The sequence below is a fragment of the Streptomyces sp. NPDC096012 genome, from assembly GCF_040426375.1.
Taxonomy (GTDB): domain Bacteria; phylum Actinomycetota; class Actinomycetes; order Streptomycetales; family Streptomycetaceae; genus Streptomyces.
Genome location: NZ_JBEOTD010000057.1, coordinates 14,030 through 37,139 on the forward strand (window position 1 = coordinate 14,030; position 23,110 = coordinate 37,139).

Below are 23,110 nucleotides of genomic sequence, written 5' to 3' on the forward strand. Positions count from 1 at the left end.
GCGCGCCCGGGGCCCCCCCCCCCCCCACCCCCGGCCGTTCGGGGTGGTTCGCCTCGTTCGTCCGTGCGGCTGGTGGGTGGCCGGTCGCGTAGTTCCCCGCGCCCCTCGGGGGTGCTGGTGGCGTGGGGTGTGCGGTCGGTCGGGGGTGGTTCGCGTGGTGGGTGCGGCTGGTGGGTGGCCGGTCGTGCAGTTCCCCGCGCCTCTTCGGGCATGCCGCTCGTGTCCGGTGCCCCGTCGGTGGTTGCGCGGTTCCTCGCGCTCCTTGCGGGGCGTCGGGATCAGAGCAGGCCGATGTCCACCCGGGGCATCTTCGGGGTGCGGCGGGCCGGGGTGTGGCCGCTCAGGAGGATCAGCCGCGCGGCCCGGTGCCGCTGTCCCGCGTACGGCTCCAGCAACCGCAGCATCAGGGCGTCGTCGGCGTGCCGGTCGCCCGCCAGGGCCCATCCCACGATTCCCGGCAGATGCAGGTCGCCGACGGTCACCGCGTCCGGTGCGCCGTGGCTGCGCTGTACGACCTCCGCCGACGTCCACGGGCCGATTCCCGGTACGACCTGCAGGCGTGCCTGAGCCTCGGCCGCCGGCATCCCCACGGCCTGCTCCAGCCGCTCGGCGACCCGCACGGCCCGCAGGATCGTCGAGGCCCGCTTGTCGTCGACCCCGGCCCGGTGCCACTCCCAAGAGGGGATCAGCGCCCAGGTCCGCGGCGCCGGCATCACCCACATCGGCCGTTCGCTCAGGCCCGCGGGCCCCGGCGCCGGCTCCCCGAACCTCCGGACGAGCAGCCGCCAGGCCCGGTACGCCTCGTCGGTCGTGACCTTCTGCTCCAGCACCGACGGGATCAAGGACTCCAGCACCAGCCCGGTCCGGGTGAGCCTGAGCCCCGGCCGCCGGTGCCGGGCCAGCGCCACCACCCGGTGCCGGGGCACGAACGCCTCCGGGTCGTCGGCCGCGCCGAGCAGCTCCGGCAGGCCGGCCAGCAGCCATTCGGCGCCGGGCCCCCACGCCTCGCCGAGCACCTCACCGCCGTGCGCCCGCACCCGCAACGTGCCCGGACCCGCGGGCGTACGGGCGGCGCGCCACACCGCGCCGTCCGCCGTGGCCCGGAACGTCGGGTCGCCGGGGCCGCGCCGTAGCGGCCCGAGCACCAGCCCGAGGTCGAGCGGCCCGTCCGGCGCCCACCTGCGCACCCGGGCAGGGCCCGCCGCCTGCCGCGGTATCCCCGCGCGCGCCCCCGCGGGTACGCCCACGTGCCCGCCGCGCACGGTCGTGCGCGTGGGGCGCGGGGCGAAGCGTCCTGCCATGGGTGAGGTCCTAGGGGTGGTGGCCGGCCGTGCGGGACCGACTGGCCTACGGGACGGTGCTGTCGCGGAGGACGGCTTGTTCCACGGGACGGCGCTGTCCTACGGGACGGGGCCGCCCCATGAGACTAGTGAGGCCGCGCGGTCGTGGCGGCCGCCTGCGCGGAAACTCACCGTACGGATCCGTACGGAAGCTCACCGTACGGAAGCTCTCCGCGCGGAGACTCACCGTACGCAAGCTCACCGCACCTCGATGAACGCCCCCGCGTCCCGCTCCGGACGCGGCCTCGGCTCCTCCGCCGGATGACCGACGGCCACCGCGCCCATCGGGTCCCACCCGGCCGGCAGCCCGAGCACCTCGCGCACCACGTCCCGGCAGAACATCGTCGACGACACCCACGCCGAGCCCAGCCGCTCCCCGGCCAGCGCGACCAGGAAGTTCTGCACGCCCGCACCCGTCGCGACGACGAACATCTCCCGCTCGGCGCCGTCCCGCCGGGCGTCCCCGTAGTGATGGGAGCCGTCCATGACGAGGCAGGGCACGACGAGATACGGCGCGTTGCGCAGCACGTCGCCGCGGCGGACCCGCTTGGCGACGGACTCCTCGCTCTTGCCGTCCCGGCGCAGGTCGGCGATCCAGGCGTCCCGCATCGCGTCCAGCAGCCGGGTCCGGGACTGCGCCGACTCCAGCAGCACGAACCGCCACGGCGTGGTGTGGTGCGGGGCGGGCGCGGTGACCGCCGCCGCCACCGCGCGCCGGACCGCGCCGGGGTCCACGGGCTCGTCGGTGAAGGCCCGGACCGTGCGCCGCTGGGTCACGGCCTCCCGGACCGCCTCGGAGGTGCCGAGCCGGAACATGTCGTCCCGCGCGGGGCGCAGCAGCGCCCGCGCGCCCTCGCCGTCCCCGTCGGCCACGACGTGGGGCAGCCCGCGCACCACCGCGACCGGCCGTCCGGCCGTCTTGCCCTTGACCAGGTCACCCGCGGCGGCCAGCTCGTCGGCCGTGGCCACCACCGTCGCGCTGAGCGGATTGCCGTGCGCGTCCGTGCCGCCGCGCAGATCGTCCAGCACCCGCACTCCGGCGGCGCCGATCGCCACGTCCGTGAGCCCCGCGCGCCAGGGGCGCCCGAAGGTGTCGGTGACCACCACCCCCACGTCGACGCCCAGGGCGTCGCGCAGGCCGTCGCGGATCGCGCGTGCGGACGCGTCCGGGTCCTCCGGCAGCAACAGCACCGTGCCCGCCGGGGTGTTGGAGGCGTCGACGCCGGCGGCGGCCATCACCAGACCCTGCCGGTTCTCCACGATGCGCAGCACGCCGCGCCGGGCCACTACCCGGGCCGTCTCGGCGTCGATGGCCGCCTCCCGGTCGGCCGCGTGCACCAGCCGGCCCTCGGCCTTGGAGACGATCTTGGAGGTGACGAGCAGCACGTCCCCGTCGGCCAGCTCGGGTCCGGCGGCGGCGATCAGCTTGGCGAGATCGTCGCCCGGCTGGACCTCGGGGATGTTCTCCAGGGCCCGGACCGTGTACTGCGGGCGCGCCTCGCTCATGCTTCCCGCACCTCCTCGGCCAGCGCCAGCGCTTCCCGCGCCATCTGCGCGGCCGCGTCCACGTCGGTCATCATCAGCGGTACGGCCCGGCAGCGGATGCCGTCCGCCTCGATCCGCTCGACAGCGGCCGCGTCCACCGTGTCGACCAGCCAGCCGTCCAGCAGCCCCGAGCCGTAGTGCCCGGCGACCGCGGCGGCCGTGGACTCCACGCCGACCGCGGCGAGCACCTTGTCGGCCATCCCGCGCACCGGCGCGTCCCCGACGATGGGGGAGAGGCCGACCACGGGCACGCCCGCGTCCGCGATGGCCTCCCGGACGCCGGGCACGGCGAGGATCGTGCCGATGGACACGACCGGGTTGGACGGCGGGAAGAGGATGACGTCGGCCGCCGCGATGGCCTCCAGGACGCCCGGCGCGGGCTTGGCCTGCTCGGCGCCCACCGGGACCACGGCCTCGGCGGGGACGGAGGCCCGCATCCGCACCCAGTACTCCTGGAAGTGGACGGCCTTGCGCTCGCCGTCCACCTCGACCGCGACGTGCGTCTCCACGCGGTCGTCGGTCATCGGGATCAGCTTCACACCCGGCTTCCAGCGGTCGCACAGCGCCTCGGTGACCGCGCTCAGCGGATAGCCGGCGCCCAGCATCTGCGTCCGCACGATGTGCGTGGCGAAGTCCCGGTCGCCGAGCCCGAACCAGTCCGGGCCGACGCCGTAGGCCGCCAGCTCCTCCTTGAGGTGGAAGGTCTCGTCGGTCCGCCCCCAGCCCTGCTCCTCGTTGATGCCGCCGCCGAGCGTGTACATCACCGTGTCCAGGTCCGGGCAGACCTTCAGCCCGAAGAGGTGGATGTCGTCGCCGGTGTTGCCGATCACCGTGACGTCCGAGTCCGGCACGGCCCGCTTCAGACCGCGCAGGAAACGGGCACCGCCGATGCCGCCTGCCAGAACCACAATGCGCATGGGCCAAGTCTCGCAGGCCGATACGACAACGCGTCAGGCAGTCACCGAACGCGGCTGCGTGCGTGCCGCGCAGGCCTGCGCGGTGTGCATCGGCATCTCGGTCAGGCCCGGGTGGTAGACGTGCAGGCTGACCGCCGGCTCCAGGGCGTCGTTGACGACCTCGTGCGCGTACCCCGGCGCGAAGACCCGCTGCGCGCCCGCCGCGAGCACGCGCGTGTCGCGCCCGGTGTGTTCGGTCAGCTTCCCCACCAGCACGGTCAGCACGCCGGAGGAGCGGCCGTGGTCGTGCAGGCCGCTGCCCTGGCCGGGCACCCAGGACAGCAGCCACACCTCGTAACCGGGGCCGGTGCGCAGCCGGTGGTACCAGCGGGTGGTGGCGTCGTAGCGGACGAGGTGCGCCCACTGGGAGCGGTCGGCGGCGATCGACCGGGCGAGGCCCGCGAACTCGGCGACGGTGGCCGGGTGCTCGCGCGGCGGCTGGAGCAGGTGTGCGGCCTCGAGGATGTCGCCGGCGATCTGGAGGTCGTTGTCGTTGTTCATGGGGATGCGGTGGTCCTCGGCGGGAGAAGTGGGGGGCTGGAGCTGGGTGGCGCGTACGGTCCGCCCGGGTCACGGGCGGGCGGGGTGCCCTGGGTGAGGGATCACGCGGGGTGCCCTGGATGAGGGATCACCGGGAGGGACGCGACCGAGCCGGGAGGGACTCGGGACAGCCGGAGCGGGCTCGGCTCAACAGCTGGGACGACAACAGCTACAGCGCGCGCGGGCAGCACCGTGGGACCCGGCGGTGCGGGTCGAGGTGGAAGCCGAGTTCGCGAGCATGCCCACTAGGACATCGGCTCACACCCGCACTGTCAACTCGACGCCCGGTATGTGGGACATGTTTCACCTCATCCGGTTCAACTGTCAGGTGAAAGGTTTGTTCACCCGGGCACCGGGACACATGGGGCACATCCGAGCGCACGAGCCTCACGGAACGCGACCGAACACGGAGACGTCCTTCTCCGTACAGAGAGCTGTACGGGGTTCGGCCATCCCGTGGGTCCCTTCTGCGTGTCAAGGTTTATGGCGATTTGAACACTTTCCGCTTGGCCTTGGTTCCGCAGAGTGAATAACGGGCCCAATAGCAGATCTCGGCTTGACTCGCCCGGAGCAGCACACTTGTAATTTCACTCGTGTCGTTCAGCCGAAATCGGCATCGGCCACGCACGGGGACGCGAAGACAGACGAGGGGCGCACATGACCGAGCTGGTGCAGCAACTGCTGGTCGACGACGCGGACGAGGAACTCGGCTGGCAGGAGCGCGCGCTGTGCGCCCAGACCGACCCCGAGTCCTTCTTCCCCGAGAAGGGCGGCTCCACCAGAGAGGCGAAGAAGGTCTGCCTCGCCTGTGAGGTCCGCTCCGAGTGCCTCGAGTACGCCCTCGCCAACGACGAGAGATTCGGTATCTGGGGCGGCCTTTCCGAACGGGAACGGCGTCGGCTCAAGAAGGCCGCCGTCTGACGCGGGCATCCGGCGGCGCGCACAGCACGCACACGGGCGCGCCCGCGTACACACACACGAGAACCTCACGAACGGCCCGTCGCCGGTGGGTTGTCCACAGGCGGCGGGCCGTCGTCATGGCCAGCCGATAGTGTGGGCGCTCGTCCGAGACGCCACGCCGTCCCCTCGCCCCCCGAGGAGTCGCGGGCGTCCACCGCAGTCCATCGAACCGGGGCCCGTACCTCGATGTCCGTGCACAGCCATGCGGCAGCCCAACACGACGCTGCCACCGCCGTGTTTGACCCGACCCGCCCGCCCGAGTTCCCGCGTCACGTGGTGACCGCGGTCCTCGTCTCCCACGACGGTGCCCGCTGGCTGCCCGACGCGCTCGCCGGCCTGCTCGGCCAGGAGCGCCCCGTCCAGCACGCGGTGGCCGCAGACACCGGCAGCGCGGACGACTCCGCCCAGCAGCTCACCCACGCCCTCGGCGACGGCAACGTGCTGCACCTGGCCCGCCGCACCGGCTTCGGCCAGGCCGTGGAGGAGGCGTGCCGCACCGCCCCGGTCCTCACCCCCGAGGAACTGCCCTACCTCAAGCGCCCCAGCGGCTGGGACCCCGTCACGCGCAGCTGGCGCGACGACGCCTACGACCTGCCCGAACTGCCGCACGGCGAGCCCGTCCAATGGCTCTGGCTGCTGCACGACGACTGCGCCCCCGAGCCCGACGCCCTGGCCCAGCTGCTCCGGGTCGTCGACAACGAACTCGAACTCGGCCGTGACGACGTCGCGATCGTCGGCCCCAAGCTGCGCGGCTGGTACGACCGCCGGCAGCTGCTGGAGGTCGGCGTCTCCATCGCCAACTCCGGCCGCCGCTGGACCGGCCTGGACCGCCGCGAACAGGACCAGGGCCAGCACGACCACGTCCGCACCGTGCTGTCCGTCTCCACCGCCGGCATGCTCGTCCGCCGCGACGTCTTCGAACAGCTCGGCGGCTTCGACCGCCGGCTGCCCCTGATGCGCGACGACGTCGACCTGTGCTGGCGCGCCCACTCCGCCGGCCACCGCGTGCTGGTCGCCCCCGAAGCGGTCGTCCGCCACGCGGAGGCCGCCTCCCGCGAGCGCCGCACCGTCGACTGCGCGGGCCGCACCACCGCATCCCCGCACAAGGTGGACAAAGCGGGCGCCGTCTACACCCTGCTCGCCAACACCCGCACCGCCGCCCTGCCCTGGGTGCTGCTGCGGCTCGTCCTCGGCACCCTCCTGCGAACCGTCGCCTACCTCGTCGGCAAGGTCCCCGGCCAGGCCGTCGACGAGATCCGCGGCCTGCTGAGCACCCTGCTGCGGCCCGAGCGGATCATCGCCGCCCGCCGCCGCCGCGGCGCCGACCAGATCGACAAGGCCGAACTGCGCCGGCTCTTCCCGCCGCCCGGCGCCACCGTCCGGGCCACCGTGGAGCAGGTCGCGGGCAACTTCAGCAGCGGCTCCGACGCCGACACCACCTCCGCCGGCCGGCACGGCGGCGCCGTGGAGTCCGGGCCCGGCGGCGACGACGCCGACTTCCTGGAGATCGAGCAGTTCGCCCGACTCAGGCGGATCGCCCGCAAACCCGGCCCGCTGCTCTTCCTCGTCCTGCTCCTGGTCTCCCTCGTCGCCTGCCGCGGCCTCCTCGGCGGCGGCGCGCTCACCGGCGGCGCCCTGCTGCCCGCCCCGGCCGGCGCCGGCGACCTGTGGTCCCGCTACCTGGACGCCTGGCACTCGGTCGGCACCGGCGGCACCCCGGCCGCACCGCCGTATCTCGCGATCGTCGCGACGCTCGCCTCCCTCCTGCTCGGCTCCACCGGACTCGCGGTCACCGTCCTGCTGGTCTGCTCAGTGCCGCTCGCCGGATGCACCGCCTACTTCGCCTCCCGCCCGCTGGTCACCTCCCGGCTGCTGCGGGCCTGGGCGGCCATCGCCTACGCCTTCCTGCCCGCCACCACCGGCGCCCTGGCCGGCGGCCGCATCGGCACCGCCGTCCTCGCCGTCCTGCTGCCGCTCATCGCGCGCGCGGGCATCGCGGCGAGCGGCCTCGCGAGCCGCACCGGCGCCCGCGGCAGCTGGCGCGCCACCTGGGCGTACGCGCTGCTGCTGACCATCACCACCGCCTTCACGCCGATCGTCTGGCCCCTCGCCCTGGTCCTCGGCCTCGGTGTGCTCGTCCTGCGTCGCGGCGACCTCCTCGCCCACGGCCTGCGCTTCCTCGCCCAGCTCGGCACCCCGCTGCTGGTCCTCGCCCCCTGGTCGCTGACCCTCCTGCCGGCCGGCTTCTTCCGCGAGGCGGGCCTGGACTACGGCCCCTCCACCGCCTCCGCGCTGGATCTGCTCGGCGCCAGCCCCGGTGGAGCCGGCACGGTGCACGGCCTCATGCTCATCGGCATCGTGCTCGCCGCCCTCGCCGCACTCCTGCGCTCCGAGCGGCGGCTGGGCATCCGCACCGCCTGGGCCGTGGCGCTGCTGGGCCTCGTCTTCGCGGTGCTGTCCAACCGGTCCGCGTGGGCCGGCCCCGCCACCCTGGTCTACGGCCTCGCGCTGCTGTCCGCGGCGGCCCTCGGCGCCGACGGCGCACGCTCGCGCGTGGCCGAGCAGAGCTTCGGCTGGCGCCAGCCCGTCGCCGCCCTCATCGCCTTCGCCTCCGCCGCCGGCCCCCTGCTCGTCGCGGCCGGCTGGATGATCGGCGGCGCGGACGGCCCGCTGGAGCGCCGCGACCCCGCCCAGGTCCCCGCGTTCGTCGCCGAGGACTCCGCCGGCGGCGACCGGGCGCGCACCCTCGTCCTCGACAGCGACTCCACCGCACGCGTGCGCTACGCCCTGGTCCGCGGCTCCGGCGCCCGGCTGGGGGACGCCGAACTGACCGCGGCCGACGGGGAGAACCCGCGCCTGGCCAAGGTCGTCGCCAACCTCGTCGCCGGCTCCGGTGCCGACCAGGCCGACGAACTCGGCGGCTTCGCCGTGCGCTACGTCCTCGTGCACAAGGGCGCGCCCCGCGAGATCACCCGCATCCTCGACGCCACGCCCGGCCTGGCCCGGCTCAGCCAGCAGGACGGCAGCGCCCTGTGGCGCGTCGACCAGGAGGTCTCCCGCGCCGCCATCGTGCCCGCCGGCGGTTCGGGCAAGGCCCAGCCGGTCACCGCGGGCCCGGTCGAGATCCACACGACGATCCCCGCCGGATCCGGCGGCCGCGTCCTGCGGCTGGCCGACGCCGTCTCCGACGGCTGGACGGCCACCCTCGACGGCAGGCCGCTCACCCGCACCACCGTCGACGGCTGGGCCCAGGGCTTCCAGCTGTCCTCCTCGGGCGGCAGGCTGGACGTCGTCCACGACGCCCCCCTCGGCCACACCGCCTGGCTGTGGGTCCAGGGCGCCCTCGCGGTCGTCCTGGTCGTCCTCGCGCTGCCCGGCCGCCGCCGCGACGTCGACGACGATCTCCCCGAGGAGCAGCCGGTGCCCGCCCAGGCCACCGCCGGCGAGGGCCGCCGCGCCCGCCGCCTGCGCGCCCAGGCCGAGGAACCGGCCGCAGAGGAGCCGCCCGGCACCCCGCCGCCACCGGAACAGCACCCGGCCGCCGTACCGCACCAGCAGTCCTACGACGAGTGGAACCCGGCCACCTACACGGACCCGGACCCCGGCTACACCGGCTACGGAGCCGGCGAGTACCGGACCGACCAGTACCAGGGCACCGGCTACGACCAGCAGACCTACCCGCCCGACCCGTACCAGGCCGCCCCGTACGACCCCTACGCCTACGGCGGCACGGGCGACGGGACGCCGTACGACCCCACGGCCTACCAGCAGGGCTACAACCCGGCGTACGACCCCGCCTACGACCCCGCCCAGCAGGGCTACGACCCGGCCCGGCCGCCGCACGGCACCGGCAGTGAGCGCCCCGACGGGAGCCAGCAGTGAACCGCACCACCCTGTCGCTGATCGCCGGCACCACCGCGCTGGCCGCCGTCACCGCGTTCGCCGCGCTGGACGGCCCGTCCGCCTCCGGCGCGGCCGGCCCCGGTGCGGCCGCCCGGCTGCCCGTGGAGCGCACCGGCCTGCTCTGCCCGGCGCCGAGCATCTCGGACATCGCCGAGACGACGTACACGTCGTTCACGCCCGTGACCCAGGGCAGCCCGAGCGGCGGCACGGCCCGGCTCCAGGCGGCCACCGAGGAGTCGGCGGGCGGCGCGGACGGCACCCGGAAGGGCGGCAAGGGCAAGGACACCAAGAAGGCGGAGCAGCCGGTGCTCACCCCGAAGGCGCCCGGCACCCCGGCCACCGGCGACACCTCGGGCTCCGACACGCCCGCGCTGATCGGCACCGCCGACGGCAGGTTCGCGCCCGGCTGGACCGTTCAGCAGACCACCGAGGTCGCCGCCGGCACCGGCCGGGGCCTGCAGGGCGTCAACTGCGGTGCCGCGGACACCGAGTTCTGGTTCCCGGGGGCCAGTACGGCCACCGGCCGCACCGATTACGTGCACCTGACCAACCCGGACGACTCCGCCGCCGTCGTCGACATCGAGCTGTACGGCAAGGACGGGGCGATCAAGTCGCCGCTGGGGGAGAACCTCACGGTCAAGCCGCACACGAGCGAGCCGATCCTGCTCTCCACGCTCACCGACGCCGATCTGAGCGATCTGACCGTGCACGTCGGCGTGCGCAGCGGACGGGTCGGGGCGGCCGTGCAGGCCCTGGACGACAGGTCCGGCGGCGACTGGCTGGCCGCGGCCGCCGACCCGGCCGGCAGCCTGGTCCTGCCCGGCATCCCCAAGGACGCCACCGACGTCCGCCTGATCGCCTTCACGCCCGGCGGCGACGACGCCGACCTGAAGGTCCGCCTCGCCTCGCCCGACGGCCCCATCACCCCGGCCGGGAACGAGACCGTGCACGTCAAGTCCGGCATGACCACGGCGGCCGACCTCGGTGACGTCACCCGTGGCGAGGCGGGCTCGCTGGTCCTCACGCCCACCGACCAGGCGGTCCCGGTCGTCGCCGCCCTCCGTGTCGTGCGCGGCAAGGGCGACAAGCAGGAGACGGCCTACATCCCGGCGACGGCCCCCGTCGGCACGCGCGCGACCTCGGCCGACAACAGCGCCAAGGGCTCCACCCTCGCGCTCACGGCGCCCACCGCCACCGCCACGGTCAAGGTCACGGCCTCGGCCGGCAGCGAGGGCGGTACGGCGGTGACGAAGACCTACACGATCAAGTCCGGCACCACCCAGGACATCGACGCCCCGGCCCCGGCCGGCCTGAAGGGCACCTACGCCCTGACGGTGGAGTCCGTCTCCGGCGGCCCCGTGTACGCCTCCCGCACCCTCGCGTCCACCCAGGAAGGCGTCCCCGGTTTCACCATCCAGACGCTCCCGAACGACCGGGGGACGGTGTCGGTGCCGAGGACGGACGAGGACCTCTCGGTGCTGCAGAAGTAGCCGGGCCACGACGGCCCAGGGCCCGGCCCGGCCGGTCCTCGGACCGGCCAATCGGCCACAGCGCGGCCCGGGCCACGACGGCCCAGGGCCCGGCCGCGGCTTGGACCGGCCGGTCGGCCACAGCGCGGCCCGGCGGTCCGGGCCACGGTCCGGCCCGGCGGCGCGGGCCACGGGGGCCGACCAGTCACCCAGCGGCCTGGACCTCCCCGGACAGCGGACGACCGACCGGTCGTCCCACGGCCTGGTCATCCCCCCGGACCGCAGGGGGCCACGCGGGCAACCGACCGGTCGTCCCGCGGCCTGATCAACCCCCGTACCCCGGGGGACCGACCGGCCGCCCCGCCGGCCTAGTCCTCCCCGTACCGCGGATCCACCGTCTCCGGAGTCAGCCCCAGCAACTCGGCCACCTGCTCCACGACCACCTCGTGCACCAGCGCGGCCCGCTCGTCGCGCACCTTGGTGCGGATCTCCACCGGCCGGCGGTACACGACCACCCGGGCCCGCCGCCCGTCACGCGCGGGGATGATTCCGCCGAGCGGCACGGTGTCGTCCGCCCAGCCCGCCTGATCGCCCCGGCCGTCCAGCCGAGGCACCTCCAGCACGAGGAAATCGATGTCCGCCAGCTGCGGCCACCGCCGCTCGAGACGGTCCACGGAGTCCTGCACCAGATCCGCGAACACCTCGGCACGGCTGGCCGCCAGCGGCACCTGAGGCGGTGCGATCGGCCCCCGCATGCCCCGCCCGTGGCGATCACGGCGACGGGGCCCGGGGCCGGCGGCACGGGGCGGTACACGGTTGTCCATCACCGGTGAAGCCTAGTCCCCGTGCGCCCCGCCCGCCCGGCCCCACGCGGCAACCGGCCACGGGCGGCCCCTTGTCGCAGGTTGAACATTCCGGCCAAGGTCTGGCTCGTTCCCGTAACCCTCCAAGACCGCCGAACTCAAGGCTATTGACATGGTTTGTGCCGAATCATGACCGAATGCAGTCGGCCCGCGAACCGGGCACGTGCCCGTCCGCGCAGGTCAGAGTGGCCTGTCGGCGGGGGCGTGTGGGACGCTTCACAGGACGACACGGTGGAGTGACCTGGGGGAGAGTCGTCGCGGCCCGGTCAAGAGTGCGGTACCGTCCAACGTCGTGAGCCCTGTACGTCGCTGTTCGCGCACCGCCTGCGGCCGACCCGCCGTCGCGACGCTGACGTACGTCTACGCCGACTCGACCGCGGTCCTCGGCCCGCTCGCCACCTACGCGGAACCCCACTGCTACGACCTGTGCGCCGAGCACTCCGAGCGCCTCACCGCCCCGCGCGGCTGGGAGGTCGTCCGCCTCCTCGACGGTTCCGCCCCGGCGCGGCCCAGCGGGGACGACCTGGAAGCGCTTGCCAACGCCGTGCGCGAAGCGGCCCGCCCCCAGCAGCGGACGGCCGAGGCGGGCGGCGGGTCCCGCACGGCGGACCCCATGGAGGTCGCACGCCGCGGCCATCTCCGCGTCCTGCGCTCGCCGGACAACTGAGCCACCCCGCGGCCATCTCCGCGTCCTGTGTTCCCCGGACAACTGAGCTCCCGCGCCATCCCGCGTTCCTGCCCTCCCCGGACAACCGAGCCACCCCGCGGCCATCTCCGCGTCCTGCGCTCGCCGGACAACCGAGCCCCCGCGCCGCCTCCTCATCCCGCCCCACCCGCGGTCACGGCCGCGCTGCCAGGGGCGCCCACCCGGTGTCCCTTACCTCCCCCTAGCTTCCGCCGGGTAGTTTGTGGCACCCATGGAACTTTCAGGAGGGTTGGCCGTGACTGCTGATCTGTCGCAGATCGTGAAGGCGTACGACGTACGCGGAGTGGTCCCGGACCAGTGGGACGAGTCACTGGCCGGACTCTTCGGTGCGGCCTTCGCCGAGGTGACGGGTGCGGCGGCGATCGTCGTCGGTCACGACATGCGGCCCTCGTCCCCCGGTCTGTCCCGCGCCTTCGCGCGCGGCGCGGCGGACCGCGGTGTGGACGTCACCGAGATCGGCCTGTGCTCCACGGACCAGCTCTACTACGCCTCGGGCGCGCTGAACCTGCCCGGCGCGATGTTCACGGCCTCCCACAACCCCGCCCAGTACAACGGGATCAAGCTGTGCCGCGCCGGCGCCGCCCCGGTCGGACAGGACACCGGCCTCGCGCAGATCCGCGAACTGGTCGAGAAGTGGCTGGAGTCGGAGGCTCCCGCGCCGGCCGCGGAGCCGGGAACCCTCACCGGGCGTGAGACGTTGGAGGACTACGCGGCGCATCTGCGGTCCCTCGTCGACCTCACCTCCATCCGCCCCCTGAAGGTCGTCGTCGACGCGGGCAACGGCATGGGCGGCCACACGGTCCCCACGGTCTTCGCCGGCCTGCCCCTGACCCTCGTCCCGATGTACTTCGAACTGGACGGCACCTTCCCGAACCACGAGGCCAACCCGCTCGACCCGGCCAACCTCGTGGACCTGCAGAAGCGGGTCCCGGCGGAGGGCGCCGACCTCGGCATCGCCTTCGACGGCGACGCCGACCGCTGCTTCGTCGTGGACGAGCACGGCGACCCGGTCTCCCCGTCCGCGGTCACCGCCCTGGTCGCCGCGCGGGAACTGGCGCGCAACGGCGGCAAGGGCACGATCATCCACAACCTCATCACCTCCCGCACGGTCCCCGAGGTGGTGCGGGAGAACGGCGGGACCCCGGCCCGCACCCGCGTCGGCCACTCCTTCATCAAGGCCGAAATGGCCCGCACCGGCGCGATCTTCGGCGGCGAGCACTCCGCGCACTACTACTTCAAGGACTTCTGGAACGCCGACACGGGCATGCTGGCCGCCCTCCACGTCCTGGCCGCCCTCGGTGGCCAGGAGGGCCCCCTCTCCGCTCTCGTCGCCCAGTACGACCGCTACACGGGCTCCGGCGAGATCAACTCCACGGTCGCCGACCAGAGCGCCCGCCTCACCGCGATCCGCACCGCGTACGAGGGCCGCGCCGACGTCACCCTCGACGACCTCGACGGCCTCACGGTCGCCGCGGCCGACTGGTGGTTCAACGTGCGCCCCTCCAACACCGAACCGCTGCTCCGCCTGAACGCCGAGGCGAAGGACGAGCCCACGATGGCCAGGATCAGGGACGAGGCCCTCGCCATCATCCGCGCCTGACGGCCGGCGGGCCGGAAACCCGGGCGGCGGCCGGTACCGGCCGCGCCCCCCGGCGCGGGCCCACCGGCGGTACGCTGACCAGCACATCCACAGAGCCCTACCCGCCTTGAAGGGACACCCCATGCCGCTCGAAGCCGGTCTCCTGGAGATCCTCGCCTGCCCGGCCTGCCACGCCCCCCTGAAGGAGCAGGACACCGAACTGGTCTGCACCGGTCAGGACTGCGGCCTCGGTTACCCCGTTCGCGACGGCATCCCGGTCCTGCTCGTGGACGAGGCCCGCCGCCCCGCGTGACGAGGGCCCCCTCGCGCCCCACCCCCGCACCGGACCCCGGCGATCGGAAGAGGCCGCTCCCCATGCTGGACGAATCGCTGCTCGACACCCCCGAAGCCCTAGCCGAGGCCGACCGCCGAGGACTGCTGCGCGGCGCGGCGGAGGCCGGCGCCCGCGTCCGTACCGCCGCCCGGCACGCCGCCGAGGCCGGAATCGGCGGCCTCAAGCCCGACGGCCGCCCCCGCGCCGTCCTGATCGCCGGTCCCGGCGCCGCGGCCACCCACACCGCCGACCTCCTCGGCACCCTGGCGGGCCCCGGCAGCCCGGTCGTCCGCCTGGCCCCCGTCGGTGTGGCCCCGGCCGCGGGCGCCCTGCGCTGGGAACTGCCCGGCTGGGCCGGTTCCGTCGACCTGCTGCTGATCGCCACCCCGGACGGCAGCGAACCCAGCCTCTCCCTCCTCGCCGACCAGGCCTACCGCCGCGGCTGCTCGGTCGCCGCCGTGGCTCCGGCCCACACCCCGCTCGCCGAGGCGGTCGAGGGCGCGCACGGCATGTTCGTACCGATGGCGACCGCACCGTACGACCACGAGGAACCGCTCGCCGCGTCCTCCCCGGGCGTCTTCTGGGCCCTGCTGACCCCGCTGCTGGCGCTGCTGGACCGCATCGGCCTGCTCGGCGCACCGCCGGACGCCCTGGAGAAGGTCGCCGACCGCCTGGACCACGTCGCGGAGCGCTGCGGCCCGGCCATCGCGACCTACAGCAACCCCGCCAAGACCCTCGCCTCGGAACTCGCCGACGCGCTGCCCGTGTTGTGGACGGAGGGCGTCTCGGCCGGCTCGGCGGGCCGCCGGTTCGCCGCCGCCCTCGCCGAACTCGCCGGCCGCCCCGCGCTCGTCGCCGAACTTCCCGAGGCGGTCGCCGCGCACAGCGCCCTGCTCGCCGGCCCGCTCGCCGCCAGCGCCGACCCGGACGACTTCTTCCGCGACCGCGTGGAGGAGGCCCCCGCGCTGCACGCGCGCGTGGTGCTGCTCCGCGACCGCCCGCTCGGCGGCCTCAGCGCCGCCCCCGCCGCCCGTGACGTGGCCCTCAGCCACGACACACCGGTCAGCGAACTCGAACCGGAGGAGGGCGGCGAACTGGAGACCCTCGCGGAACTGATCGCCGTCACGGATTTCGCCGCCGTTTACCTGGCGCTCGCTTCGAGGGCCTGACCTTGCTCCGGGCCGGACGACGCCCGCCCGCGACCGGCACCGGTCCGGGCAGGATCCGGCACGACGACCGGGACCACCCCGGCACCGGTCCGGGCAGGATCCGGCACGACGACCGGGACCACCCCGGCACCGGTCCGGGCAGGATCCGGCACGGCCACCGGGACCGGCCCGGCGCAGGCCGAGCAGCGCACGTACGGAGACAAAGAAGACACATGGACCGCCTCGACAACAGCATCCGCCCCTACGCCTGGGGTTCCACCACCGCCATCCCGCACCTCCTCGGCGTCGAGCCGACCGGTGAACCCCAGGCGGAGATGTGGATGGGCGCCCACCCGGGCGCCCCCTCGCGCAGCGCGCGCGGCACCCTCGTCGAGGTCATCGACGCCGACCCGGAAGGCGAACTCGGCGCCCGCGCGGTGGCCAGGTTCGGCTCCCGCCTGCCGTTCCTGCTCAAGATCCTCGCCGCCGGCGCGCCCCTCTCCCTCCAGGTGCACCCGAACCTGGAGCAGGCCAAGGAGGGTTACGCCGACGAGGAACTGCGGGGCGTCCCCGTCGACGCCCCGCACCGCAACTACAGGGACACCAACCACAAGCCCGAACTGATCTGCGCGCTCACCGAGTTCGACGGCCTGTGCGGCTTCCGCGACCCGGCCCGGACCGCCGACCTGCTCGAGGGCCTGGGGGTCGACTCCCTCAAGCCGTACGTCGACCTGCTGAACGACCGCCCGGAGGAAGCGGCCCTGCGCGAGGTCCTCACCGCGATCCTCGGCGCCGACCGGCAGGACATGGCCCACACGGTGGCCGAGGCCGCCGCCGCCTGCTCCCGGCTCGGCGGCGACCACGCCCCCTACGCCGACATCGCCCGCCACTACCCGGGCGACCCCGGTGTCATCGCGGCCATGCTGCTCAACCACGTCCGACTGCAGCCCGGCGAGGCCCTGTTCCTCGGCGCCGGCATCCCGCACGCCTACCTCAGCGGCCTCGGCGTCGAGATCATGGCCAACTCCGACAACGTCCTGCGCTGCGGCCTGACCCCGAAGCACGTCGACGTGCCCGAACTCCTGCGCGTCGTCCGCTTCGAGGCGAGCGACCCCGGTGTGCTGCGCCCCGAGGCCTCGCCGGACGGCGAGGAGGTCTACGAGACGCCGATCGACGAGTTCCGCCTCTCCCGGTACGTCCTGCCGGAGGCCGGCGGCTCCCACGACGTCACCCGTGACACCCCGCAGATCCTGCTCTGCACGGCCGGTGCCGTACGGGCCGGCGAACACGAACTGGGCCCCGGCCGGTCGGTGTTCGTCCCGGCGGGTGAGAAGGCGGAGATCTCGGGCGCGGGCACCGTCTTCCGCGCCACCGTGATCGTATGACCGGGGTTGTGGACACCTGACGGTCCGGTGCCCGGCCGGGCTGCAAGAATGGCCCACCGGCAAAGGCCGGGCAAAGCCGGGTACACGCCAGGACGGCGTGGCGGACGAGGGCGACTGTCGCCAGAGGCGAAGGGACAACGCGAAAAACATGAGCGCGTCAGGCGGTACCAGGGCGATCGTGGCGGCACTCGGCGCCAACCTCGCGATCGCGGCGTCGAAGTTCGTGGCGTTCGCGTTCAGCGGCTCCTCGTCGATGCTCGCCGAGGGCGTCCACTCGCTCGCCGACTCCGGCAACCAGTTCCTGCTGCTCGTCGGCGGCAAGAAGGCCCAGCGCGAAGCCACCCCGCAGCACCCCTTCGGCTACGGCCGCGAGCGCTACATCTACGCCTTCCTCGTCTCGATCGTCCTCTTCTCCGTCGGCGGCATGTTCGCCATCTACGAGGGCTACGAGAAGGTCCGCCACCCGCACGAACTGGAGCACTGGTACTGGCCGGTCGGCGTCCTCGTCTTCGCGATCATCGCCGAGGGCTTCTCCTTCCGCACGGCCATCAAGGAGTCGAACGAGCTGCGCGGCAAGCTGTCCTGGTCGCAGTTCATCCGCCGCGCCAAGGCCCCCGAGCTGCCGGTGGTCCTTCTGGAGGACTTCGGCGCGCTCATCGGCCTGGCCCTCGCTCTCGGCGGAGTCGGCCTCGCCCTGCTGACCGGCGACGGTGTCTGGGACGGCATCGGCACCGTCTGCATCGGCGTCCTCCTCGTCCTCATCGCCCTCGTCCTGGCCGCCGAGACCAAGTCACTGCTGCTGGGCGAGGCCGCCGGCGCCGAGGACGTCAAGAAGATCGAGGCCGCGATCGTCGACGGCGAGACGGTCACCGGGATCATCCACATGCGCACGCTGCACCTGGGCCCGGAGGAGCTGCTGGTCGCCGCCAAGATCGCGGTGCGGCACGACGACACGGCCCGCGAGGTGGCCAGGGCCATCGACGCCGCCGAGACCCGCATCCGCACGGCCGTCCCCATCGCCCGGGTCATCTACCTGGAGCCGGACATCTACAGCGAGGCCGAGGCCGCCAAGGGCCCGGACCCGGAGGCGACCCCGGGCGGCCCGAACCCCCACCCGACCGGTCACTGACCGGAGCACCACGGGTTCCGTACCACGCGCCAGGGCACCGGCGGCACCGGCGGCACCGTCCGAGCGGCCCGTCCGCGCCACGGGGAACAGCGGCCCTCCACGAACGCTCGGCACGGGGCGCGGGCCGCCGCACCCGGGGACCCGCCGCGCACTGCCGAGCCCGACCGGTTCGCGGGCCCGAACAGATCGAAATCCCAGCTCATACGGGCCTGCCGGCGGCCGCCCCGTCCCGGTGCCCACGGTTTCCGCACCACCGGCGGCGCCCCTCACCACCCCCGCGCCCCACCTCGAAACCCCCTTCCGTACCGCTTGAACCACGCGGAGGCGGACTGGGGACGAGCGGATTCTGCGTGTAGCTTGGGACGGAGCCAGACGTCGCTGCTGATGGCGGTCGGGCGGTCCCACGACGGATCGGCCGAGGGAGAGAGGGCCTCCGACGGACTGCGCTGCGCGCACGCGGGCATGCCTGTGTCCTCCTTGGGGCACCCCTGTGTCCGCCGCCGCGCAGACCAGCCGTACCCACCTCGACCCACACCCCGAGGAGCAGCTCGCAATGACGACTGTCGACAACCGACAGGACTTCAAGGTCGCCGACCTCTCCCTGGCCGAGTTCGGCCGCAAGGAGATCACCCTCGCCGAGCACGAGATGCCCGGCCTGATGGCGATCCGCAAGGAGTACGCCGAGGCGCAGCCGCTGGCCGGCGCCCGCGTCACCGGCTCCCTGCACATGACGGTGCAGACCGCCGTCCTCATCGAGACCCTGGTCGCCCTGGGCGCGGAGGTCCGCTGGGCCTCCTGCAACATCTTCTCCACCCAGGACCACGCGGCCGCCGCCATCGCCGTCGGCCCGAACGGCACGCCCGACAACCCGCAGGGCGTCCCGGTCTTCGCCTGGAAGGGCGAGACCCTGGAGGAGTACTGGTGGTGCACCGAGCAGGCGCTGACCTGGCCGAACACCCCCACCGGCGGCCCGAACATGATCCTGGACGACGGCGGTGACGCCACCCTCCTCGTCCACAAGGGCGTCGAGTACGAGAAGGACGGCAAGGTCCCCGGTCTGGAGACCGCCGAGTCCGACGAGCACCGCGTCATCCTCCAGCTGCTGCACCGCACCATCACGGACGGCTCGCAGAAGTGGACCCAGCTGGCCTCCGAGATCCGCGGCGTCACCGAGGAGACCACCACCGGCGTCCACCGCCTGTACGAGATGCAGCGCGACGGCGTCCTCCTCTTCCCGGCGATCAACGTCAACGACGCCGTCACCAAGTCGAAGTTCGACAACAAGTACGGCTGCCGCCACTCCCTGATCGACGGCATCAACCGCGCCACCGACGTCCTGATCGGCGGCAAGACCGCCGTCGTCTGCGGCTACGGCGACGTGGGCAAGGGCTGCGCCGAGTCCCTGCGCGGCCAGGGCGCCCGCGTGATCGTCACCGAGATCGACCCGATCTGCGCGCTGCAGGCGGCGATGGACGGTTACCAGGTCAGCACGCTGAACGATGTCGTCGAGATCGCCGACATCTTCATCACCACGACCGGCAACAAGGACATCATCATGGCCTCCGACATGGCCAAGATGAAGCACCAGGCGATCGTCGGCAACATCGGCCACTTCGACAACGAGATCGACATGGCCGGCCTGGCCAAGATCCCGGGCATCGTCAAGGACGAGGTCAAGCCGCAGGTCCACACCTGGAAGTTCCCCGACGGCAAGGTGATCATCGTGCTGTCGGAGGGCCGCCTGCTGAACCTGGGCAACGCCACCGGCCACCCGTCGTTCGTGATGTCCAACTCCTTCGCGGACCAGACCCTGGCCCAGATCGAGCTGTTCACCAAGCCCGACGCGTACCCGACCGGTGTCTACACCCTGCCCAAGCACCTCGACGAGAAGGTCGCCCGCCTCCACCTGGACGCGCTCGGCGTGAAGCTCACCACGCTGCGTCCGGAGCAGGCCGCTTACATCGGCGTCGAGGTCGAGGGCCCGTACAAGCCGGACCACTACCGCTACTGAGCAGCCCGGCACAGCCGCCGCGAGTGCGCCGGTGCACCGGCGCACTCCTCAGCGGCAGTACCTCCGAGGCAGGCCCCCGCACCCCCGTGCCGGGGGCCTGCCCCTTTGGCCGCTGTGGCCCGACCAGCCCGTCAAGATCCAGGACCCCCATGCCCCGCGGCCGTTATTCGCTCCACGATCCGCACGATCACACCCCCCTCGCGGAAGAACACTTCCAGTGCGCCCCCGGCCCGTCCGGCTGGCGCTACGTCTCCCAGCTGACCTCTCCGACGGGCGACCACCGAGGCTCGGTCGACCTGGCCCTGGACGATCTCGGCCGCCCCATCCGCCTCGAACTGCACGCGGGAGGCTGGCAGGTGCGCGGCGCCGCCCTCGACGGCGTGACCTGGGTCCGCACCGATCCCACCGGAGTCCATGCCACCGAAGGCACCGTGCGCGCCCACGCCTTCACCGGCACGTCCCCCGCGTTCCTTGTCGCCACCGCCCGTCTGCTGCGCCTCACCCCCTCCGCCGCCGCGACCCGTGTGCGTCTGGTGGCGTTCACGGATCCGGTACTCGCCCCCCGCACCGTGGACCAGTCCTGGGCACTGGTGGACAGCGAAGCACACGCCACTGACAACGGCCCGCTGACCGTGGACGAATACCAGGTCACGGCCCTGGACACCGGCGAACGGCACACCGTCCACATCGCCGGCGACGTCGTCCTGGCCGCACCCGGGATCGAGCTGGAAGACCTCCGGTCACCACCGTCGCGGCTCGACTAGGCCGGCGGGACGAACCCCGTGGCCGGGCGGTCGCCGTGCGGCTCGTTCCGCTGCGGCACCGCAGGCAGCGGCACGGAACCCGGCGCCGGACCGGGCCGGGCGGGACTCTGCGGCCGGGCCCCCGCCGAAGGCCCGTACGAAGCCGGGGCACCGGGGTGGGCAGCCGGCGGGGCGAAAGCACCGGTACCGAACGCCTGCCTGGCGTCACGGGACTGCCGCTCGTGCATCACGGCCGCCAGGAACGCCGCCGCGGGAATCCCCTGGGGCACCGGCGCCCCGGTACGCGCGGCCAGATCGTCCGCGAGCCGCTGCGCCATGCCGTGGGAGACCTGCGGGTCCAGCTGCCACATCCGGTTCAGGTACTGCCGGACCGCGAGCCACAGCCCGTCCGGGACCGCCGACAGATCCAGCCCCGCGAACCTGCCCGCGAGCCACGGGGGCGGAGCCGGAACGAATCCCGCCCGCCCCACGGGTATCCGCTCGCGCACGACCAGGGTTCCCGCGAAGACGTCCCCGAGCCGCCGGCCGCGCGCCGACACCAGCGAGGCGATGCAGGCCACGACCCCGAACGTCATGAGGATCTCCACGACACCGACGGCGCCCCGCACCAGCGCGTGCCGGAAGCGGATCGGCCCACCGTCGTCCCGCACCACCCGCAGCCCGAACGCCAGCTTCCCCAGCGAGCGCCCATGGCTCAGGGTCTCCACCGCGATCGGCCCGCCGACCAGCACGAGCAGGAACGCCGCGATGGACAGTGCCACCTGCGCGGCGTCGTCCAGGGAGGACGTCGTCGCCAGCAGCACCGCGGTCACCAGGAGGTAGGCGACCACGGCCACCGCCAGGTCGAGAGCCACCGCCAACGCCCTGCTGGGCAGCTTGGCGGGCCGCAGCTCGAGCGCCACAGCCTCGCCGGTCACCAGCTCACTCACGCCTGCCGTCCTTCCCTGGTCAACCCCGTGAACCGCAAGTCTGCCAAGCTGTGGGCGCATCGCGCCGCAGTACGACAAGCTGACAGCAGATCCGCGCATCCACGACACGCAGCCGGCGAGCAGCCGAGGAGCAGGCAGACCCGATGGACCTGGACGTCTTCGTCTCCGTACACCGCGCCGAATGGGACCGCCTCGACGCCTTGCTCCGGCGCCGGCGCCGTCTCGGCGGAGCGGAAGCCGACGAACTCGTCGCCCTCTACCAGCGCACGGCCACGCACCTCTCCCTCATCCAGTCGAGCGCTCCGGACCCGCAGCTGACGGGGCGGCTCAGCCAACTCGTGGCACGCGCGCGCAGTGCCGTCACCGGTACCCGTCGCGCCTCCTGGCGTGACGTGACCCGCTTCCTCGGACAGGGATTTCCGGCCGCCGTCTACCGCGCCCGCCACTGGTGGGTTCCCACCGCGCTCGTCTCCACCGCCGTCGCGATCCTCCTGGGCTGGTGGATCGGCACGCACCCGGAGGTCCAGTCGTCCATCGCGGCCCCCAGCCAACTGCGGGATCTGACCCGCCCCGGCGGGGAGTACGAGACCTACTACTCCAGCCACCCGGCGAGCGCCTTCGCGGCCCAGGTGTGGACGAACAACGCGCAGGCGGCCGCGATGTGCCTGGTCCTGGGCGTCTTCCTGGGACTGCCGGTTCTCTTCATACTCTTCGAGAACATGCTCAACCTGGCCGTCGGCTTCGGCCTCATGTCCTCGGCGGGCCGCCTCGACACCTTCCTCGGCCTCGTCCTGCCGCACGGCCTGCTCGAACTGACCGCGGTGTTCGTCGCCGCCGGCACGGGCCTGCGCCTGGGCTGGACCCTGATAGACCCCGGACCGCGCACCAGACGCACGGCCCTCGCGGAGGAGGGACGGTCGGCGATCGCCATGGCCATCGGCCTTGCCCTGGTCCTGTTCGTCTCCGGCGCCATAGAAGGCTTCGTCACCCCGTCGGGCCTGCCCACCTGGGCACGCATCGGCATAGGCGTCGTGGCGGAACTGGCGTTCCTTGCGTACGTCTTCGTACTCGGCGGCCGCGCGGCGCGCGCCGGCGAGACCGGCGACCTGGAAGCGGCGGAGCGCAGCGCCTCCGTGCCCACTGCCGCCTGATGTGCGTCCGGCCCCTGTGAGCTGCTAGTCTCCTCTTCGCCCCGCAAGAGCTGTTGACACAGAAGGCGCGGGGAGGTAGATTCAAACAGTTGCCTAGAACTGGACAGGTTCGGAGGCAGCCGCTAGACTCTACTGAGCTTCCGAGAAGTCGTCACAGACCTTCTGGAGAAGCATCCTCCCGATTACTCGGAAATGAATGGCCGGTCAGACCGGCCAAGAACTTCTGATAAAGTCGGAACCGCCGGAAAGGGAAACGCGAAAGCGGGAACCTGGAAAGCACCGAGGAAATCGGATCGGAAAGATCTGATAGAGTCGGAAACACCGAAGGGAAGCCCGGAGGAAAGCCCGAGAGGGTGAGTACAAAGGAAGCGACCGTTCCTTGAGAACTCAACAGCGTG

The 23,110-nt window shown here is 73.3% G+C and carries 19 protein-coding genes; 12 read left to right on the top strand and 7 right to left on the bottom strand.

Annotated features, from left to right (window positions below):
- Window positions 1-278: 278 nt before the first annotated feature.
- The 4 genes from ABVB68_RS34120 to ABVB68_RS34135 all read right to left on the bottom strand — a co-directional run bounded on the left by ABVB68_RS34120 (window position 279) and on the right by ABVB68_RS34135 (window position 4,342).
- Window positions 279-1,301, bottom strand: a complete 1,023-nt coding sequence (locus ABVB68_RS34120; protein WP_353605077.1) for a DNA-3-methyladenine glycosylase family protein — start codon at window positions 1,299-1,301, stop codon at window positions 279-281.
- Between the two features lie 237 nt (window positions 1,302-1,538).
- Window positions 1,539-2,846 (bottom strand): coenzyme F420-0:L-glutamate ligase, encoded by a 1,308-nt coding sequence (locus ABVB68_RS34125; RefSeq protein WP_353605078.1) that lies wholly within the window; start codon window positions 2,844-2,846, stop codon window positions 1,539-1,541.
- Window positions 2,843-3,802: a 2-phospho-L-lactate transferase gene (gene cofD, locus ABVB68_RS34130; protein ID WP_353605079.1), complete on the bottom strand. Its 960-nt coding sequence runs from the start codon at window positions 3,800-3,802 to the stop codon at window positions 2,843-2,845. The genes ABVB68_RS34125 and cofD overlap by 4 nt, the downstream gene beginning before the upstream one ends.
- Window positions 3,803-3,835: 33 nt before the next feature.
- Window positions 3,836-4,342 carry a cysteine dioxygenase gene (locus tag ABVB68_RS34135; protein ID WP_353605080.1) on the bottom strand — a complete coding sequence of 169 codons (507 nt, stop codon included), beginning with the start codon at window positions 4,340-4,342 and terminating at the stop codon, window positions 3,836-3,838.
- Window positions 4,343-5,038: 696 nt separating this feature from the next.
- On the opposite strand from ABVB68_RS34135, the gene ABVB68_RS34140 reads away from it, so the two are divergent.
- The 3 genes from ABVB68_RS34140 to ABVB68_RS34150 all read left to right on the top strand — a co-directional run bounded on the left by ABVB68_RS34140 (window position 5,039) and on the right by ABVB68_RS34150 (window position 10,734).
- Entirely contained in the window at window positions 5,039-5,302 is a 264-nt protein-coding gene (locus tag ABVB68_RS34140; RefSeq protein ID WP_003975777.1) for a WhiB family transcriptional regulator, read from the top strand.
- A gap of 225 nt (window positions 5,303-5,527) precedes the next feature.
- A complete protein-coding gene (locus ABVB68_RS34145; protein WP_353605081.1) occupies window positions 5,528-9,223 on the top strand; it encodes a glycosyltransferase in 3,696 nt (1,231 codons plus the stop codon).
- Entirely contained in the window at window positions 9,220-10,734 is a 1,515-nt protein-coding gene (locus ABVB68_RS34150) for a DUF5719 family protein (RefSeq protein ID WP_353605082.1), read from the top strand. Before ABVB68_RS34145 ends, ABVB68_RS34150 begins: the two co-directional genes overlap by 4 nt.
- A gap of 347 nt (window positions 10,735-11,081) precedes the next feature.
- Here ABVB68_RS34150 and ABVB68_RS34155 read toward each other — a convergent pair whose 3' ends face one another.
- Window positions 11,082-11,468, bottom strand: a complete 387-nt coding sequence (locus tag ABVB68_RS34155) for a metallopeptidase family protein (RefSeq protein WP_353605083.1) — start codon at window positions 11,466-11,468, stop codon at window positions 11,082-11,084.
- A gap of 400 nt (window positions 11,469-11,868) precedes the next feature.
- On the opposite strand from ABVB68_RS34155, the gene ABVB68_RS34160 reads away from it, so the two are divergent.
- The 8 genes from ABVB68_RS34160 to ABVB68_RS34195 all read left to right on the top strand — a co-directional run bounded on the left by ABVB68_RS34160 (window position 11,869) and on the right by ABVB68_RS34195 (window position 20,632).
- Entirely contained in the window at window positions 11,869-12,243 is a 375-nt protein-coding gene (locus tag ABVB68_RS34160; protein ID WP_353605084.1) for a DUF3499 domain-containing protein, read from the top strand.
- 274 nt (window positions 12,244-12,517) lie between these two features.
- On the top strand, window positions 12,518-13,882 hold the full coding sequence (locus tag ABVB68_RS34165) for a phosphomannomutase/phosphoglucomutase (RefSeq protein ID WP_353605085.1): 1,365 nt from the start codon (window positions 12,518-12,520) through the stop codon (window positions 13,880-13,882).
- A 121-nt stretch (window positions 13,883-14,003) separates the two neighbouring features.
- Window positions 14,004-14,174, top strand: coding sequence for a Trm112 family protein (locus ABVB68_RS34170; protein WP_353605086.1), 171 nt, complete (start codon window positions 14,004-14,006; stop codon window positions 14,172-14,174).
- Window positions 14,175-14,236: 62 nt separating this feature from the next.
- Window positions 14,237-15,364 carry an SIS domain-containing protein gene (locus tag ABVB68_RS34175; protein ID WP_353605087.1) on the top strand — a complete coding sequence of 376 codons (1,128 nt, stop codon included), beginning with the start codon at window positions 14,237-14,239 and terminating at the stop codon, window positions 15,362-15,364.
- A gap of 212 nt (window positions 15,365-15,576) precedes the next feature.
- Window positions 15,577-16,728 carry a mannose-6-phosphate isomerase, class I gene (gene manA / locus ABVB68_RS34180; RefSeq protein ID WP_353605088.1) on the top strand — a complete coding sequence of 384 codons (1,152 nt, stop codon included), beginning with the start codon at window positions 15,577-15,579 and terminating at the stop codon, window positions 16,726-16,728.
- A gap of 148 nt (window positions 16,729-16,876) precedes the next feature.
- Window positions 16,877-17,857: a cation diffusion facilitator family transporter gene (locus ABVB68_RS34185; protein WP_353605089.1), complete on the top strand. Its 981-nt coding sequence runs from the start codon at window positions 16,877-16,879 to the stop codon at window positions 17,855-17,857.
- A gap of 553 nt (window positions 17,858-18,410) precedes the next feature.
- Window positions 18,411-19,868, top strand: a complete 1,458-nt coding sequence (gene ahcY / locus ABVB68_RS34190; RefSeq protein ID WP_353605090.1) for an adenosylhomocysteinase — start codon at window positions 18,411-18,413, stop codon at window positions 19,866-19,868.
- Window positions 19,869-20,017: 149 nt separating this feature from the next.
- The gene (locus tag ABVB68_RS34195; RefSeq protein ID WP_353605091.1) at window positions 20,018-20,632 is read left to right on the top strand and encodes a hypothetical protein; all 615 of its coding nucleotides are present in this window, start codon (window positions 20,018-20,020) and stop codon (window positions 20,630-20,632) included.
- On the opposite strand, the gene ABVB68_RS34200 is transcribed toward ABVB68_RS34195, so the two are convergent.
- Window positions 20,629-21,561: an RDD family protein gene (locus ABVB68_RS34200; protein WP_353605092.1), complete on the bottom strand. Its 933-nt coding sequence runs from the start codon at window positions 21,559-21,561 to the stop codon at window positions 20,629-20,631. The two genes, ABVB68_RS34195 and ABVB68_RS34200, sit on opposite strands and share 4 nt — an antisense overlap.
- Window positions 21,562-21,704: 143 nt before the next feature.
- Between ABVB68_RS34200 and ABVB68_RS34205 the strand changes: the two genes are divergently transcribed.
- Window positions 21,705-22,712: a stage II sporulation protein M gene (locus ABVB68_RS34205; RefSeq protein WP_353605093.1), complete on the top strand. Its 1,008-nt coding sequence runs from the start codon at window positions 21,705-21,707 to the stop codon at window positions 22,710-22,712.
- A 151-nt stretch (window positions 22,713-22,863) separates the two neighbouring features.
- Here the strand turns inward: ABVB68_RS34205 and ABVB68_RS34210 are convergent.
- Window positions 22,864-23,110: hypothetical protein (locus tag ABVB68_RS34210; protein ID WP_353605094.1), on the bottom strand; the 247-nt coding region annotated here is incomplete at its 5' end.